Origin of the sequence: Planococcus citreus (assembly GCF_003664125.1) — a bacterium.
GTDB lineage: Bacteria > Bacillota > Bacilli > Bacillales_A > Planococcaceae > Planococcus > Planococcus citreus.
The window spans coordinates 303,406-319,689 of sequence record NZ_RCCP01000002.1 but is presented as its reverse complement, the minus strand read 5'-3'; the positions used below and the strand labels follow the sequence as shown (position 1 = coordinate 319,689).

Below are 16,284 nucleotides of genomic sequence, written 5' to 3'. Positions count from 1 at the left end.
CATCGCGATTTCCTTTTCTTCATTTCTGTGATTTAATTAAAAATCCAATTAGTAAAAGAGGGACGTTATGATTGCTGTATATTCCGTTTTTGCTTCTGTCTTCGGTTTGGTGTTCGGCTCGTTCTATAATGTCGTGGGCTTACGCGTGCCGAAAAACGAATCGATCGCTTATCCGCCGTCTCATTGCACGACCTGCGACCGGCGTTTGACCGTACTCGACCTGGTGCCAGTGTTTTCCTACTTATTCCTGCGCGGCAAATGCCGGAAATGCGGCTCAAGCATCCATTGGGTTTATCCGTTAATGGAAGCAATCACGGCCGTATTGTTCACCGCCGTCTTCCTGAAATTCGGCTTTACGCCGGAACTGATCATCGGTTTGTTGTTCGTATCGATGCTCGTCATCATCACGGTCTCGGACATTGCCTATATGCTCATACCTGATAAAGTGCTCTTGCCGTTTGCGGCGGTGCTGCTGGTATTGCGTTTTGTGATTCCGCTCGATCCATGGTGGGATTCATTGCTCGGTGCAGCAGTCGGATTTTCGGTGTTGTTGTTGATTGCGACTTTGTCAAAAGGCGGCATGGGCGGGGGCGACATCAAACTGTTTTTCGTCATCGGCCTCGTGCTCGGAACCACCGGGACTTTGCTGACTTTATTCTTCGCATCGTTCATCGGCGCCGTGGCCGGCATCATCTTGCTGAGAGTGCGTAAGCAAGGCCGAAAAACACCGATTCCATTCGGCCCGTCAATCGCTCTGTCCGCCGTCCTCGTCTATCTGTGGGGAGAACAATTCATCGGCTGGTATATGAATTTATTTATGTAGATTATAACTTTATTATGTAAACTAAAATTACCAACAGTTCTTGAAAGCCGTAAGAGGAAGGCGAAGCTATTTCTAGAGGTGTTTTGCTTACTATCGTTCTAAACTTATAAAATACAAAAAAAGCGACAGAACCGATTTGGTTCTGTCGCTTTTTACTATTATCCGTTATAGCGGATTGGTGAAGCCGGCCCAAGATCAAGACCGAACAACATCCAAACGATTAACATCAATGTCCAGAAAATCATGAAGAAAATCGAGTACGGGAACATGACCGAGATCAATGTACCGATGCCCATTTTCTTGTCGTATTTCTGTGCGAATGCGATAACGATCGCGAAATACGTCATAAGCGGCGTGATGATGTTCGTCGATGAATCGGCGATACGGTAAGCCATTTGCGTCAATTCCGGCGAATAGCCGAGCTGCATCATGATCGGTACGAAGACCGGTGCAAGCATCGCCCATTTCGCGGAAGCGGAGCCGATGAACAGATTGATGATCCCGACGACGATGACGAAGCCGATGATCAACGGGATGCCCGTCAAGCTCATGGATTCCAGTGCTTGTGCACCGTAGACACCGAGCACCATGCCCATATTCGATTCAGCGAAGTAAGCGACGAATTGTCCGGCAGTGAACGCTAGGACGATGAAGACGCCCATCGATGCCATCGTGTCAGACATTTGCGCAGCGACGTCTTTGTCGCTCTTGATGTTCTTCGTTGCGATACCGTATGCAAGGCCTGGCAAGAAGAACAGGATGGTGATGATCGGTACAAGCGAGCTCATGAACGGAGATTGGACGATTCCGCCATCTTCTCCGCGCAATACGCCGCTTTCCGGAACGATGAGAAGAGCCGTCAAGATGACGCCGACTAGCGTCGTGATTCCAGCCCATAGCAAGCCTTTTTTCTCAAGCGTTGTCAGGCCGGTCATTTCTTCACGGAACTCGCCTTTGTATTCGCCAAGGCGTGGTTCGACGACTTTTTCCGTTACGACAGCACCGACAATGGTGAGCAAGAATACAGAAACGATGATGAAGTAATAGTTCATCGCGATGTTCATGCCTTCAGCATAGCCCGGGTCGATGATCGAAGCGGCTGCGATGGTCAATTCGCCAAGCATCGCGTCCGTTGCCGATAAGAGCAAGTTGGCAGAGAATCCGGCAGAGACACCGGCAAACGCTGCGGCAAGACCGGCAAGCGGGTGGCGCCCGAGTGCGATAAAGATCACCGCGCCGAGTGGAGGCAAGACGACATATCCAGCGTCAGACGCGACACTCGACATGATCCCGGCGAAAACTAGTCCGCCAGTGATGAGGAATTTTGGAATCGACAGGACAAATCCGCGCAACACTGCGGAGATAAGGCCGGTGCGTTCCGCAACCCCAATCCCGAGCATCGTGACAAGTACGACGCCGAGTGGTGCGAAGCCGATGAAGTTATCGACCATGCTCGCGAAGATGTATTGAATGCCTTCTGCGTTCAATAAGTTCTTCACTTCCACGATTTCGCCTTCTTGGCCTGGGTGCTCGACAGAAATGCCGAGATTCGCCAGCAAAGCGGAAACCGCGAGGACGATGATTGCGAGAACCGCAAACAAGGTCACCGGATGCGGCAGTTTATTACCGATCGTTTCGATACGGTCGAGGGATTTTTGGAACAATCCTCGTTTTTGTTTTTTCAAAATAGACAAACTCCCTTCCAACATAAATATGAAAACAACTATCAAATTATTGTGTAATAGTAATTTTCAAAAAATTAAAGACTCTACCCATTATAAAACCTTAAGAAACATAAGAAAAGCAATTTAAGGAAGTGCCAATTGCGCTAATTTTGGATAATGTTTGACAAGTCTTGAGAATGCACTTAGGACGGGGCTAGAGAAGTGTGCAATAACATTAATAAAACAATAAAAAAATTGAAATACCCCAAGTTCACATGAAAGCGCTATCTTAAAAAACGATATTTATCAGCTGTTTTCGGATGAAATTCAGTATTTCACCATTTTGCCCCGGCTTTTTGATAATGGTATGATGGCTTGAAAAAAGGAGGTATTTTTTATGAAGTTCACAGCTAAACATCCACTCATCCTGGCCTCGCAATCGCCGCGCCGCCAAGAATTGCTCGGCCTGCTCGGAATTCCGTTCGACATCGTGCCAAGCGATATCCCGGAACCGGATCCACAAGGCTTCAAGTCGCCAGTCGATTATGTCAACGCATGCGCTGTCCAAAAAGCGAATGATATCGCAGGGAACCACCCTGAAGCGCTCGTCATCGGCTCGGATACAGTCGTCGTATTAAACGAGGAAATTTTATTGAAGCCAAAAGACAAACAGCAAGCGTCTGCGTATTTGCACAAGCTGTCTGGGAAGACCCATGAAGTCATCACTGCCGTCTGCGTGCGCTGTGGCGATGAGGAAGTATCGTTTCATGAACGCGTACAAGTACGTTTCTACGAATTGCCAGAGTCTTGGATCGACGCCTATACGGATACAGAAGACCCTTACGACAAAGCAGGGGCATACGGCATCCAAACGGTGTCGGGCTTGTTTGTGGAAAAAATCGAAGGCGATTATAACGCAGTCGTCGGCTTGCCTATTGCGAAGCTGCTGCAGCACTTGACGCACGCGGGCTACCTAAAAGTCGAAGGAGCGCATGACTATGCCAAATGACCAAGCGATGATGATCCGCGATGTTCATATTGCCGACCGGCCGCGCGAACGGCTCATGAAACAAGGAGCGGTGAGCTTATCCAATCAAGAGCTCATCGCGATCCTGTTGCGGACCGGCACACGCGAGGAATCGGTTTTGCATCTCGCGAACCGTGTGCTCAAGCAATTCGAACATCTCCACGAACTGAAGCATGCCGCCATTGAAGAAATGACGGCAATCAACGGCATCGGCGAAGCGAAAGCCGTCCAGCTGCTCGCTGCCATTGAACTGGGACGCAGGCTCGCTTCCAAACAGACCGATGAACGCTTTACGATCCGTTCCCCGAAAGATGCCGCTACTTATTTGATGGATGACATGACCTCGCTCAAGCAAGAGCATTTTGTCTGTTTATTCCTCAACATCAAAAACCAAGTAATGCACCGCCAAACCATTTTTGTCGGCAGCCTCAATGCCTCCATCGTCCATCCCCGCGAAATTTTCCGCGAAGCCGTCAGACGCTCGACCGCATCCATCGTCTGTGCGCACAACCATCCTTCTGGCAACCCCGCACCGTCTCCTGAAGACATCGATGTCACCAAGCGGCTCATGGAAGCCGGCTCGATCATCGGCATCGAACTGCTCGACCACATCATCATCGGTGATCATCAATTCACTTCATTAAAAGAAAAGGGGTTCATGTAGCACTGTATATTTTTTTCCGGATGTTCTATAATGGGTGGTATTGCGCAAAGCTGTTGCCGGTACCCCCGGTTTACATAAGAAAGGACCGATTCATGTGTTTGGATTTGCTTCAAAGGATATCGGCATCGACCTCGGAACGGCGAACACGCTCGTCTATTTAAAAGGGCGCGGCATCGTGCTTCGGGAACCATCGATTGTCATCAAGAACACCCGCACGAATGAAATCGTCGCTGTCGGCAAACGCGCGCGCGATATGATTGGCAGAACACCTGCCAATATCGTCGCACTGCGGCCGATGCGCGATGGCGTCATCTCCGACTACGACACGACGCTCGCGATGATCAAGCATTGCATCAGTGAAGCGACCGGCAAAGCGCCGGGCAAATGGCGCGGCGGCAAAGTGATGATCTGCGTGCCATACGGCGTCACTTCGATTGAACAGCGCGCCGTTATGGATGCCGCGCGTGCAGTTGGGGCAGCGGAAGCTTATACGATCGAAGAGCCCTTCGCTGCAGCAATTGGCGCAGGGCTTCCGGTATGGGAACCTGTCGGCAGCATGGTCGTCGATATAGGAGGCGGAACGGCGGAAGTCGCCATCATCTCGCTCGGCGGCATCGTATCGAGTGAATCGATCCGCGTCGGCGGGGACGAGATGGACGAGGCGATCAAGCATTACGTCCGTAAGCGCTATAATGTCGTTATCGGTGAACGCACGGCCGAAAACCTGAAAATGGGCATCGGCACAGCCGCTGTCTTAAATGAGGAAGAAGCTGAGCTGGATATGGAAATCCGCGGCCGCGACCTCGTGACCGGATTCCCGAAAACCTTGACGATTACTGCAAAAGAAATGGAACAAGCGTTGAAAGAACCCGTGACGCGCATCGTCGAAGGGCTAGGCAACACGCTTGAGAAGACGCCGCCTGAACTGGCGTCCGATATCATGGACCGCGGCATCGTTTTGACGGGCGGCGGGGCGTTGTTGAAGAACCTCGACAAAGTGATCGCGGATGCTGTCGGCATGCCGGTGTTCACGGCGGACCATCCGCTTGATTGTGTCGCACTCGGAACCGGGCGCGCACTTGAAGACTTCGACCGTTACCGCACGGCGATCGAAAGACGCTAAGTTTTACTGCTCTACACGAGCCAATCAATAAGGAGGATGGCCTCATATGCCACAATTTTTATCGAACAAGCGGCTTATCCTGCTGTTGATCGGCGTCATCCTGCTCGTCGCCTTGATTTCCTTGACGCTCCGGGACCGCGGCCAAGTGTCGCTGCCCGAACAGATCGTCAAGGAAGCGGTAGGCGCCGGGCAATCGGTATTTTCACGGCCCGCACATTTTGTGACCGGTGTATTTGACAATATCGACTCGCTGATCAACACATTTGAAGAAAACCGCCTGCTGAAAGCACGCCTCGAGGAATTTGCGGGCGTGCAGGCAGAAGTGACCGACCTTCGTTCCGAAAACGAGGAACTGAAGGAACTCGTCGGCAAAGAAGAAGATTTACGTGAATACAACCCGATCCAGGCGGTCGTTATCGCCCGCAACCCGGATCAATGGGAAGAAAAAATTATCTTGAACCGCGGCACCAACCATGGCGTCAAGGAAAATATGGCCGTCATGACCGCCGGCGGCTTGATTGGCAAAGTGACGATCGTCACGCCGACCACGTCGACGGTGGAACTAGTGACGACACAAAACCCGAACTACCGCGTATCGGCGATGGTGCTCGGCGAGGATGATGTATTCGGCTTGATCGAAGGCTACGATGCTGAGCGCCGTGAGCTGCTGCTCAAACGCATCGATTTCTCGGTCGACTTGAAAGAAGGCGACCAAGTCGTCTCGAGCGGGCTCGGTGGCATTTTCCCGAAAGGCATCGTCATTGGGGAAATCACGGAAGTGACGATCGATGAATTCGGCTTGACGAAATTGGCGTATGTCAAACCGGCAGCTGACTTCTCGATGCTCAATCACGTCGTCATCGCAGACCGCCTCGCTCCAGAAGTCGACGGCGAAGACAACGGAATGACAGAAGAAGAGGAAGAGGAATCATGATCCGCTTCCTCGTGCCTATCGTCTGCCTCGTGCTGTTTTTCGTCGAACCGATCTTCGGGCTGTTTTCGCCCTTGTCGATCGGCGGATCGCTGTATTACGTCGTCCCGCGTTTCCTCATTTTATTCCTGATCTTTTTGACCGTTTTCTATGAATTGCGCCATGCGTTGTTTTACGGTTTGTTCTTCGGCCTCTTGTATGATGTCTTTTACATTGATATTATTGGATTATATTCTTTTCTGTATCCGGCCGTCTGCCTGATCGCCGCGTACTTTTTCAAAAAGATTCCACAAAATCTGCTGTCGGCAACGCTGCTGGCACTTGGTCTTTTGCTCGCGATGGAAGTGGCACTTTACCTGTTCTTCCAATTGATCGGCTTGACCGACGCGCCAGCCGGGACGTTTTTGACATCCAGATTGTGGCCGACCTTAATCGCCAACGCCCTGTACTTAGGATTGCTTGGCTGGGTGTTCAGGTCGATGATGGTCACGCAAGATCCACAGCGTGGCACTAAGTTCGGGTTATATTAATGAAAGCGCAGGTGACAGGTTTTTTGAAAAATATCGTGAATATTAAAGGAACGAACAAAGGGCTTCTCATCCAGCTCAATGATATGGCCTCCTATACGGAAATCCTCGATGAGCTGAAGAAGAAAGTATCCGACCCTGCGCTCGAAGGGGACGCGGAAGTACAGGTTCAATTGGCGAATCGCCATTACAGCAAAGCCCAATTGGAAGAAATCAAGAAAGTCATCCATGACAATTCGAAGATGAAAGTGATCGGCACGAAATGCGATGTCGTCACCGTCGAAGAATGCAACCGGATGATCGCTGAGCGCCAGTCGGAAACTTACGTCGGCATCGTCCGCTCAGGGCAAGTCATCAAGGCAAAAGGCGACCTCGTCGTCATCGGCGACGTCAACCAGAACGGCCGCATCGAAGCGGGCGGCAACGTCTATGTGCTCGGGCGCCTTAAAGGCTTTGCCCACGCAGGAGCTAGCGGCAATAAGGAAGCAGTCATTGCCGCATCGTGGCTTGAAGCAACGCATCTGAAGATTGCCGATGAACTCGAGACGATGACCGATGAACTCGACAGCTTGTCGGAGCAGCCTGAAATGGAATGCGCCTATTTACATACCAGCGGCAAAATCATCATCGACCGTTTGCAGGAACTGAGATTCCTGCGGCCGCAAATTTCTACGTTTAAAGGAGGAAGCTAGTGTGGGAGAAGCTATCGTAATTACATCAGGCAAAGGAGGCGTCGGCAAAACGACGTCTACTGCGAACCTCGGCACTGCATTGGCTCTTCAAGGCAAAAAAGTGTGCTTGATCGATACCGATATCGGGCTTCGCAACCTGGATGTCATTTTAGGCCTCGAGAACCGCATCATCTACGATTTGATCGATGTGCTCGAAGGCCGTTGCAAAATCCATCAGGCGCTTGTGAAAGACAAGCGTTTTGAAGACAAATTATTCCTGCTTCCGGCAGCACAGACGGCCGATAAAAATGACGTCAATCCGGAGCAGATGAAAGAATTGATCGAAGGGATGAAAGCGGACTACGATTTCATCATCATCGATTGCCCGGCCGGCATTGAACAAGGCTATAAAAATGCTGTCGCCGGTGCAGATCGCGCGATCGTCATCACGACTCCGGAAATCTCCGCAGTGCGTGATGCTGACCGCATTATCGGTTTGCTGGAACTGGAAGAAAACCTCGAAGCGCCGAAACTCATCATCAACCGCATCCGCCCGCATTTGATGGAAGCAGGAGACGCGCTTGATGTCAACGAGATCACGACGCATTTGTCGATTGACCTGCTCGGCATCGTGCCAGATGACGAACGCGTCATTTCGAGCTCGAACAAAGGTGAACCGGTTGTCATGGACCCATCGAACCCTGCAGCACTCGGCTACCGCAATATAGCGCGCCGCCTGCTAGGTGAATCGGTTCCACTTATGACCATGGACAAGCCAAAACCCGGCATGTTCGGCAAACTCAAATCCATTTTCTCAAGCAAATAAAGTTCTATAGTAGAAACGCCACTGCATTTGCGGTGGCGTTTTTTGTTTTGTAGAATTTAATAAAGAAGAAGTGTAGTGGATGGCTTGCGCTCCGGGCGGATGCTGAGGGGTGGGAATCGAGCCTCCTCGTCGCAAAGAACACGCTCCTGCGGGGTCTCTCAAACCCACTGATCCCTCAGGAGTCACCGTCCTGCGCTCCAGCCATTGTTGTAAGCGGGATCTTTACAACCTCACTGTCGGTTTAAAGTAAGAGATATAGTTAACAATTCATAACATATTGTTTAAACAGGGATTTTTATAAACGTAGAATCTTGTTAGTGCTAAACCAACAAAATGCATAGTCTTTTTTCTATGACGGAAAGCATGGCAAGAAGTCTAGCAATGGCAGAAACCCTAAATCATGAGCCAATATTCCAAAATGACACGTATTCTCTCAGTCATAACACCGCTCAAATTGGATCTCGCAAAGCACACATCATGACAGGGAAGCGATTCCTCCACTAGCCGGCAACTACCTATAGAAGTAGATCTATCTAAACAAACATGAATCAATGAAATCTCTAAGCCGACCAGCGCCCAGCGTGAGCCGATGCCGTAAGACAAGCGTTCTTCTTGGCTTATGGCAAGAGGCCAATCCAAAGCAGGGAGGCGGAATTCTATAATGACGAAAGCTCGAACACAAAGAATCTCTCCGCATACCTCACTATTCAACTCATGCAAACTATAGGGAAGCGATTCCCCCACTAGCCGGCAACTAACTATAAAAGCAGATCTATCTTAACAAACAAGAACCAATGAAATATCTAAGCCGACCAGCGCCAAGGGTGAGCCGAAGCAATGAGACAGATGTTCTTTCTGGCTCATTGTGAGAGGCCAACCCAAAGCAGGGAGGCGCCTTTCAAAAGTGAAATGAAATCGAACACAAGCAACATTGCCATACTCTTCATCCTGAAAGTCACAAACTAGTAAAGTAGGGATATTTAATTCCTTTAACCACAATCCCAAAAGTGAAAAGCACACATCACCAACTCTTTTCAGTTCTCTGTTGACGCGGGTCTCTCCCGCATGATATTATTCTAATGTTATGTTTGTAGCGCACCCGTGCTACAACCGCTCGAACCAGGTCTTAAAGCATCGCGAGATCACCTGGATAGGCGAGTCTTAGTCTAAGAGGAGGTGCAAGGATATGTACGCAATTATTGAAACTGGTGGAAAACAAATCAAAGTGGAAGCTGGCCAAGAGATCTACGTTGAGAAAGTGAACGCAGAAGCTGGTGACACAGTAACATTTGACAAAGTTCTATTTGTAGGTGGAGACGATACTAAAGTGGGTGTTCCTTTCGTAGAAGGAGCAACTGTTACAGCGAAAGTTGAAAAACAGGGCCGCGGCAAGAAAATCACTGTCTTCAAATACAAAGCGAAAAAGAACTACCACAAAAAACAAGGTCATCGTCAGCCATTCACGAAATTGACTGTTGATGCAATCAACCTGTAAAAATGATCCGGGTGACTATTCATCAAACCGGCAGCTATATTAAAGGCTTTGAAATGTCGGGACATGCGGATTTTGCCGAACACGGCAAGGATCTGGTATGTGCCGGGGCTTCAGCTGTTTCCTTCGGGGCAGTGAACGCCATTATGGAATTGACGGGAATTGAACCGGACATCGAACAGGCGGATAGCGGTTTTTTGAAAATCGCCTTTCCGGAGAACATGGACAAAGAGACGGATGAGCAGGTTCAACTGCTTGTACGCGCTATGGTCATTTCTCTGGAAACGATTGAACATGAATATGCAGACTTTATAAAAATAACCTTCACAGCTTAGGAGGTGGGACATATGTTGAAATTAAATCTTCAGTTTTTTGCATCCAAAAAAGGTGTTGGTTCAACGAAGAACGGTCGTGATTCGGAATCAAAACGCCTTGGCGCAAAACGCGCTGACGGACAAATCGTAACTGGCGGATCTATTCTTTACCGTCAACGCGGTACGAAAATCTATCCAGGCGAGAACGTTGGACGCGGCGGAGATGACACACTTTTCGCGAAAATCGACGGAACAGTACGCTTCGAGCGCTACGGCCGCGATAAGAAAAAAGTGAGCGTCTACCCGGTTGCTCAGGAAGCTTAATAAAAAACGAAAAGGGCTGCTTTCGCAGTCCTTTTTCTTTTGAAACAAGACTAGCCAAAACCCGCGCCGGGAAATCCGGCCGGAAACTTGGTATAATGGCTAAAAGTGTGTGAAAAGGAAGTGCATTATGGACGACAGGCTAACGGTGGCACAATCGCTTCGGCATGCGCGCCATGATTTTTTGAATGAGCTGCAGATGATCAAATTGAATTTGGATTTGGGGCGCACAGACAGAGCCCAAGCGCTCATTCGTACGTATGCCGAAGCGGCTATGCACCAAAGCCGGCTGTCGGCTCTCTCTATGCCTGAAACGGAAGAGTGGCTATTGACGGCCGGCTGGCGTTTTCCGGAATTGCGCCTCGCGGTTTTTTGTGAAGCCGAGCGGGCGCCGCGCGAATTGGATGCGGTGCTCTGCAGCTGGCTCGAAACATTTGCGGACAATGCAAAAAAAAGCGTTTTCCGACGCCTGGCCATATCCGGTAGAGCTGCACATAATGGAAGCGGACGGCCGGTTTTCGCTGGAACTGTCAGGTCCCGGCGACTGGTCATCACTGATTTTGGATTCACCGCAATTAGCAATTGGTAAAGCGTGCGGATCGGATCGCTCGAAAGTTGAGATCCACGCACAGATGGAGGGATAATATGTTTGTCGATCACGTAAAAGTATATGTAAAAGGTGGCGACGGCGGGGATGGCATGGTAGCATTCCGCCGCGAAAAATATGTACCGAACGGCGGGCCAGCCGGAGGCGACGGAGGGAAAGGCGCTGATATCGTCTTCCAAGTCGATGAAGGCTTGCGCACGCTAATGGATTTCCGTTTCAAACGGATCTTTAAAGCTGAGCGCGGGACGCACGGCATGAGCAAAAACCAACACGGCGCAAAAGCGCATGACACGATCATCAAAGTTCCACCGGGCACTGTCGTCAAAGACGCAGAAACTGGCGAAACGATTGCCGATTTGGTCGAAGAGGGCCAATCCGCAGTCATCGCACGCGGTGGGCGCGGCGGACGCGGAAACTCACGTTTTGCGACGCCTCAAAACCCGGCTCCTGAACTTTCGGAAAAAGGCGAACCAGGCTTAGAGCGCAATGTCATCCTGGAATTGAAAGTATTGGCGGATGTCGGCCTGGTCGGCTTCCCGAGTGTCGGGAAATCGACGCTTTTGTCAGTCGTTACTGCGGCTAAACCGAAAATCGGCGCGTATCATTTCACGACGATCGTCCCGAATCTCGGAATGGTCCAAACAGAAGACCAGCGCAGCTTCGTCATGGCCGATTTGCCAGGATTGATCGAAGGCGCACACGAAGGAATCGGCCTTGGCCATCAATTCCTGCGCCATATCGAACGGACGCGCGTCATTGTCCACATCATTGATATGTCGGGTATGGAAGGCCGCGATCCTTATGAGGATTACGTGACCATCAACGAAGAACTGAAGCAATACAATATGCGCTTGACTGAACGCCCACAATTGATTGTGGCGAACAAGATGGACATGCCGGATGCGGAAGAAAACTTGGAAGAGTTCCGCAAGAAATTGCCGGAAGACGCGAAAGTGTTCCCGATTTCCGCGTTGTCGAGAAAAGGTTTGAACAACCTGATGTTTGCGGTAGCCGACTTGCTTGAAGTGACGCCTGAATTCCCGATGGAAGACGAGGCAGATCCGGATGCAGCGGATACGGTTCTTTACAAGCACGAATTGCAAGGCGACGGATTCGATATCTCACGCGACCCGGATGGTGCTTTTGTCCTTTCCGGATACGCAATCGAGCGGATGTTCAAGATGACCGACTTCTCTCGTGAAGATTCGATTCGCCGATTCGCCCGCCAAATGCGCGGCATGGGCATTGATGATGCTCTTCGCGAGCGCGGGGCAGAAAACGGCGACACGGTCCGTTTGCTTGAATTTGAGTTCGAATTCACCGACTGATGCGGAGGGTACTTGAATGAAGGATATTTCGGAACAACGCTATTACCTGGTGCGGGAAGATGTACTGACGGAAGCGATGGTCAAGACGCTGGAAGTGAAAAAATTGCTTCAGCGGGACCGCATGTCCATTTTGGATGCGGTCGCACAGACCGGATTATCGCGCTCGGCATTCTATAAATACCGTGACGCGGTTTTTCCGTTTCATTCCATCGTCAAAGAGCGGATCTTGACAGTTTTCCTTCAATTGGAAGACCGTTCGGGCACGCTTGCGACTTTGCTTCAGTCTGTCGCGGAAATGGGCTGCAATATTTTGACCATCCACCAGACCATTCCGATCCAAGGGCGTGCGAACGTCACTTTGTCACTTGATGTGACGGCGATGGACGTCGACTTGGACATGTTCTTGCAGCAATTGAAAAAACTCGACTTTGTTGAGTCGGCCGATGTGGTATCGAGCGGTTCGTCATAAATGTAGGGGGAATGAGTCGATGACTAAAGAGAAAAAGAGAATTTCATTTTTAGGCCCGGAAGCATCGTTTACGCATTTGGCCGCTTCCAAAGTATTTCCGGAAGAACAGCTGATGCCGTATACGACCATTCCCGAATGCATCGAAGCGGTCGCAGAGGGCACGGTCGATTATGCGGTCGTGCCGCTCGAGAACGCGCTTGAGGGATCGGTGCCGTTGACGGTGGATTATTTATTCCACGAAGCGGAGCTGTATGTGACGGCGGAAGTGCTGTCACCGATTCAGCAGCATTTACTCGTCCATCCGGAAAACCGCGGCGCGGAATCGTTCGAAGCGATTTATTCTCATCCGCATGCATTGGCGCAATGCCATAAGTTTTTGTACTATACGTATAAAACGACGCCGCTCCAGCAATACAGCTCGACGGCTGCCGCCGCCAAAATGGTGTCGGAATTGCCGGAGCGCAATATTGCGGCGATCGCCAATGACTATGCGGCGGAAAAATACGGTTTGGACATCGTGCAACGCGACATCCATGATTTCCATTTCAACCACACGCGCTTTTTCGTGTTGTCGAGAAGCAATCATAAATTGACCGACCCTGGACACGAAGCGCAGATCAAGACGACCTTGATGATCACCCCGCCAAAAGACGACCGGTCAGGTGTTTTGCACCAAGTGCTGTCGGTTTTTGCGTGGCGTCAATTGAACTTGTCGAAGATCGAATCGCGTCCTTTGAAGACAGGGCTCGGCAATTATTTCTTTATCGCCGACGTGTTGGAAGACGAGAATGCGGCGATGATGCGCGGTGCGTTCGAAGAGCTCACGGCTCTCGGCTGCGGCGTTAAGACGCTCGGTTCCTACTACACGTACAATTCATAAGAAGCACGCACAAAAAATCCCCGGACGCCTCATTGGCATCCGGGGATTTTTCTTATTCCGTTTCTTCGAGCAAATAGCCGTGCTGCTTCATCGCGTCAACTGCTTTTGCAAGTGTTTCAGGAAGATCTGCCGTGATCGTGTGGATATGCGTGCCTTCGGTCAGCTCGAGCAGGTAACTTGCACCGGTATCGCTTATGCGCTGCATGAACAAATCGACATCAAGCGGCGTTGAGACGTGGATCCCAGCCGTCAGTTCACCATAAACAGGGTGTTCGATCGAGACGTCTTTGACCGTGACACCGCAGTCGACCAATAACCGCAGCTCCGCTTCCGTTTCCTCCGGCTGATGATTGCAGGCGATGCGCCGGCTCACTTGTTTCTTGCCGCTCGGGTCCAAGTATAAATAGCCTTGGCTTGTCGCGATGATCGGTTCGCCTTTCGCCTTCAATAAAGTCATGTCGCCAACCACCACTTGACGCGACACTTGCGCGAGTTTTGCGAGCGCGCTGCCGGTCATCGGCCGACCCGCCTGCTTCAGCTCATCCAATAAAACATTCCGGCGTTCTTCACCGTATAACTTTTTCATGAAAACCCTCCGTTGATTACCAAATTACATATTGTACTCTGAAATTGCCTTTCTGTAAAAATCATTTAAGGCCACTCTTGGTGTATTCAGCAATATATATAATGTAGCAAAACTGCGAAGACTCCCGCGGGAAAGCGAGAAAGCCGAGACCCCGCAGGTCGCAAAGCGACTGAGGAGGCTTGGCGCTCGCCCGCAGGAAAGCGAAGCAGATTTGCGGAATGCGTTGAGTGAGTGAATTTGACTTCACCATATAATTTTATTTTAACATAAAGAGAAACTTCAATCAGCGGGGAGCTCTTTTAACGCTTCACAATGTCCAGCCGGACTGGATAGCTTTCTTCGTAGGAGCGGCCGGAATATGGTATAATCAATAGGTTGAAAATGAAAGGGCGAGTGCAATGTACGATTACATAAAAGGGCAAGTCACCCGCGTGACGCCTGAATATTTAGTAGTGGAACAGCAGGGAGTCGGTTGGCAGATCTTTGCCCCGAACCCGTATTCATTCGGATCGGATGAACTGCAGATTTTTGTGCATCATCACGTGCGGGAAGACGCGCAATTCCTGTTCGGTTTCCCGACGCTCGAGCAGCGGGAATTGTTCCGCAAGCTCATCAGCGTATCCGGCATCGGCCCTAAAGGCGCGCTTGCTATCTTGGCATCCGGCCAGCCGCAATTCGTCATCGAGGCGATCGAGCAAGAAGATGAGAAGTATTTGGTGAAATTTCCTGGCGTCGGCAAGAAAACCGCGCGTCAGATGATCTTGGACCTAAAAGGCAAGCTGACGGATTTCTTTGGGGAATCCTACGCGGAAGCGGGGCAGCCGGACTTGTTCGGCGGCGACGAATCAGAACTTGAGGAAGCGATGCTTGCACTGGGCGCTCTCGGTTATTCCGAACGCGAGATCACGAAAGTGAAGCCTCAATTGAAAGGCCTGGAACTCGACACTGAAGGCTATATGAAAAAAGCGCTTCAACTATTATTGAAACAAACTTAACGAGGAGGCGAACGCCATGGAAGAACGCATCATCGACGGCGAAATTTCAGAATTTGATGAGCGCTTCGAGCAATCGTTGCGTCCACAGCGTTTGTCGCAATATATCGGCCAGCAGAAAGTAAAGCACAACCTGGAGATTTTCATCGAAGCGGCGAAAATGCGCAATGAATCGCTAGACCATGTATTGCTTTACGGGCCGCCGGGTCTCGGGAAAACGACGCTAGCGACCGTCATCGCGAATGAAATGGAAGTCGGCGTGAAGATGACTTCAGGCCCTGCGATTGAACGGCCCGGTGATTTGGCGGCGATCGTTTCATCACTCGAGCCCGGGGACGTGTTGTTCATCGATGAGATTCACCGCTTGAACCGCTCGATCGAAGAAGTGCTGTATCCGGCGATGGAGGATTTCTGTCTCGATATCGTTGTCGGCAAAGGCCCAACTGCGCGCTCCGTGCGGCTTGATTTGCCGCCGTTCACGCTGATCGGGGCGACCACGCGTGCAGGGGCGTTATCGGCACCGCTGCGCGACCGTTTCGGTGTGTTGTCGCGGCTCGAGTATTACGACACGGAAGCCTTAACGGATATCGTCGAACGTAGCGCCGCTTTGTTCGAAGCGGATATCGACCCGCATGCCGCCATCGAAATCGCACGCCGTTCCCGCGGGACCCCGCGTATCGCGAACCGCTTGCTGAAGCGTGTGCGCGATTACGCGATGGTGCGCGGCAATGGCTCGATCACCACCGAAATGGCCGAGCAAGCTTTGGAGATGCTGCAAGTCGACCCGCTCGGCCTGGACCATATCGACCATAAGCTTTTGACCGGCATGATCAGCCGTTTCCGCGGCGGGCCTGTCGGCGTGGACACGATCGCCGCAAGCATCGGCGAGGAATCGACGACGATTGAAGATGTCTACGAGCCGTACCTCTTGCAGATTGGCTTTATTCAACGGACGCCGAGAGGGCGCACTGTGACGCCTCTTGCATACGAACACTTTAAAATGGAGATGCCTGAATGACTAAACTAACAAATGAACAGC

General features: G+C 50.8%; 19 protein-coding genes and 1 other annotated feature. Of the genes, 17 read left to right on the top strand and 2 right to left on the bottom strand.

Features of this window, described 5'->3' with window-relative positions; genetic code table 11:
- The first annotated feature begins 67 nt into the window (after positions 1-67).
- Positions 68-823, top strand: coding sequence for a prepilin peptidase (locus DFR62_RS09830; RefSeq protein WP_121300131.1), 756 nt, complete (start codon positions 68-70; stop codon positions 821-823).
- A 158-nt stretch (positions 824-981) separates the two neighbouring features.
- Here the strand turns inward: DFR62_RS09830 and DFR62_RS09825 are convergent, their stop codons facing one another.
- Positions 982-2,532, bottom strand: coding sequence for an AbgT family transporter (locus DFR62_RS09825; protein WP_425273630.1), 1,551 nt, complete (start codon positions 2,530-2,532; stop codon positions 982-984).
- Between the two features lie 352 nt (positions 2,533-2,884).
- Between DFR62_RS09825 and DFR62_RS09820 the strand changes: the two genes are divergently transcribed.
- The 14 genes from DFR62_RS09820 (at position 2,885) to pheA (ending at position 13,667) form a co-directional block, all read left to right on the top strand.
- Positions 2,885-3,496 carry a Maf family protein gene (locus DFR62_RS09820; RefSeq protein ID WP_121300127.1) on the top strand — a complete coding sequence of 204 codons (612 nt, stop codon included), beginning with the start codon at positions 2,885-2,887 and terminating at the stop codon, positions 3,494-3,496.
- Positions 3,486-4,178: a RadC family protein gene (gene radC, locus DFR62_RS09815; RefSeq protein WP_121300125.1), complete on the top strand. Its 693-nt coding sequence runs from the start codon at positions 3,486-3,488 to the stop codon at positions 4,176-4,178. The genes DFR62_RS09820 and radC overlap by 11 nt, the downstream gene beginning before the upstream one ends.
- Positions 4,179-4,272: 94 nt before the next feature.
- Complete coding sequence (locus DFR62_RS09810; protein WP_121300293.1) at positions 4,273-5,301, top strand: rod shape-determining protein; 1,029 nt, start codon at positions 4,273-4,275, stop codon at positions 5,299-5,301.
- A 46-nt stretch (positions 5,302-5,347) separates the two neighbouring features.
- Positions 5,348-6,235, top strand: a complete 888-nt coding sequence (gene mreC, locus DFR62_RS09805; protein ID WP_121300123.1) for a rod shape-determining protein MreC — start codon at positions 5,348-5,350, stop codon at positions 6,233-6,235.
- Positions 6,232-6,762: a rod shape-determining protein MreD gene (mreD, locus tag DFR62_RS09800; RefSeq protein ID WP_058380998.1), complete on the top strand. Its 531-nt coding sequence runs from the start codon at positions 6,232-6,234 to the stop codon at positions 6,760-6,762. The genes mreC and mreD overlap by 4 nt, the downstream gene beginning before the upstream one ends.
- On the top strand, positions 6,762-7,451 hold the full coding sequence (gene minC, locus DFR62_RS09795) for a septum site-determining protein MinC (RefSeq protein WP_058380997.1): 690 nt from the start codon (positions 6,762-6,764) through the stop codon (positions 7,449-7,451). Before mreD ends, minC begins: the two co-directional genes overlap by 1 nt.
- Position 7,452: 1 nt before the next feature.
- Entirely contained in the window at positions 7,453-8,256 is an 804-nt protein-coding gene (gene minD, locus DFR62_RS09790; protein WP_058380996.1) for a septum site-determining protein MinD, read from the top strand.
- A 1,098-nt stretch (positions 8,257-9,354) separates the two neighbouring features.
- Positions 9,355-9,428 (top strand) — a sequence feature (ribosomal protein L21 leader region).
- Between the two features lie 14 nt (positions 9,429-9,442).
- Complete coding sequence (gene rplU / locus DFR62_RS09785; RefSeq protein WP_068488425.1) at positions 9,443-9,751, top strand: 50S ribosomal protein L21; 309 nt, start codon at positions 9,443-9,445, stop codon at positions 9,749-9,751.
- 2 nt (positions 9,752-9,753) lie between these two features.
- A complete protein-coding gene (locus DFR62_RS09780; RefSeq protein ID WP_121300121.1) occupies positions 9,754-10,083 on the top strand; it encodes a ribosomal-processing cysteine protease Prp in 330 nt (109 codons plus the stop codon).
- A 12-nt stretch (positions 10,084-10,095) separates the two neighbouring features.
- On the top strand, positions 10,096-10,386 hold the full coding sequence (gene rpmA / locus DFR62_RS09775; RefSeq protein WP_068461850.1) for a 50S ribosomal protein L27: 291 nt from the start codon (positions 10,096-10,098) through the stop codon (positions 10,384-10,386).
- Positions 10,387-10,513: 127 nt separating this feature from the next.
- On the top strand, positions 10,514-10,972 hold the full coding sequence (locus DFR62_RS09770; protein ID WP_244201656.1) for a Spo0B domain-containing protein: 459 nt from the start codon (positions 10,514-10,516) through the stop codon (positions 10,970-10,972).
- A gap of 56 nt (positions 10,973-11,028) precedes the next feature.
- A complete protein-coding gene (obgE, locus tag DFR62_RS09765) occupies positions 11,029-12,318 on the top strand; it encodes a GTPase ObgE (protein WP_121300119.1) in 1,290 nt (429 codons plus the stop codon).
- Positions 12,319-12,334: 16 nt separating this feature from the next.
- On the top strand, positions 12,335-12,787 hold the full coding sequence (locus DFR62_RS09760) for an ACT domain-containing protein (RefSeq protein ID WP_058380990.1): 453 nt from the start codon (positions 12,335-12,337) through the stop codon (positions 12,785-12,787).
- Positions 12,788-12,806: 19 nt separating this feature from the next.
- Positions 12,807-13,667 carry a prephenate dehydratase gene (pheA, locus tag DFR62_RS09755; protein ID WP_121300117.1) on the top strand — a complete coding sequence of 287 codons (861 nt, stop codon included), beginning with the start codon at positions 12,807-12,809 and terminating at the stop codon, positions 13,665-13,667.
- A gap of 52 nt (positions 13,668-13,719) precedes the next feature.
- Here pheA and DFR62_RS09750 read toward each other — a convergent pair whose 3' ends face one another.
- On the bottom strand, positions 13,720-14,253 hold the full coding sequence (locus DFR62_RS09750; protein ID WP_121300115.1) for a transcription repressor NadR: 534 nt from the start codon (positions 14,251-14,253) through the stop codon (positions 13,720-13,722).
- Positions 14,254-14,651: 398 nt separating this feature from the next.
- On the opposite strand from DFR62_RS09750, the gene ruvA reads away from it, so the two are divergent.
- Together ruvA and ruvB are read left to right on the top strand one after the other, a co-directional pair.
- Positions 14,652-15,248 (top strand): Holliday junction branch migration protein RuvA, encoded by a 597-nt coding sequence (gene ruvA, locus DFR62_RS09745; RefSeq protein ID WP_058380987.1) that lies wholly within the window; start codon positions 14,652-14,654, stop codon positions 15,246-15,248.
- Between the two features lie 16 nt (positions 15,249-15,264).
- Positions 15,265-16,263, top strand: coding sequence for a Holliday junction branch migration DNA helicase RuvB (ruvB, locus tag DFR62_RS09740; RefSeq protein WP_058380986.1), 999 nt, complete (start codon positions 15,265-15,267; stop codon positions 16,261-16,263).
- The last annotated feature ends 21 nt before the right edge of the window (positions 16,264-16,284 follow it).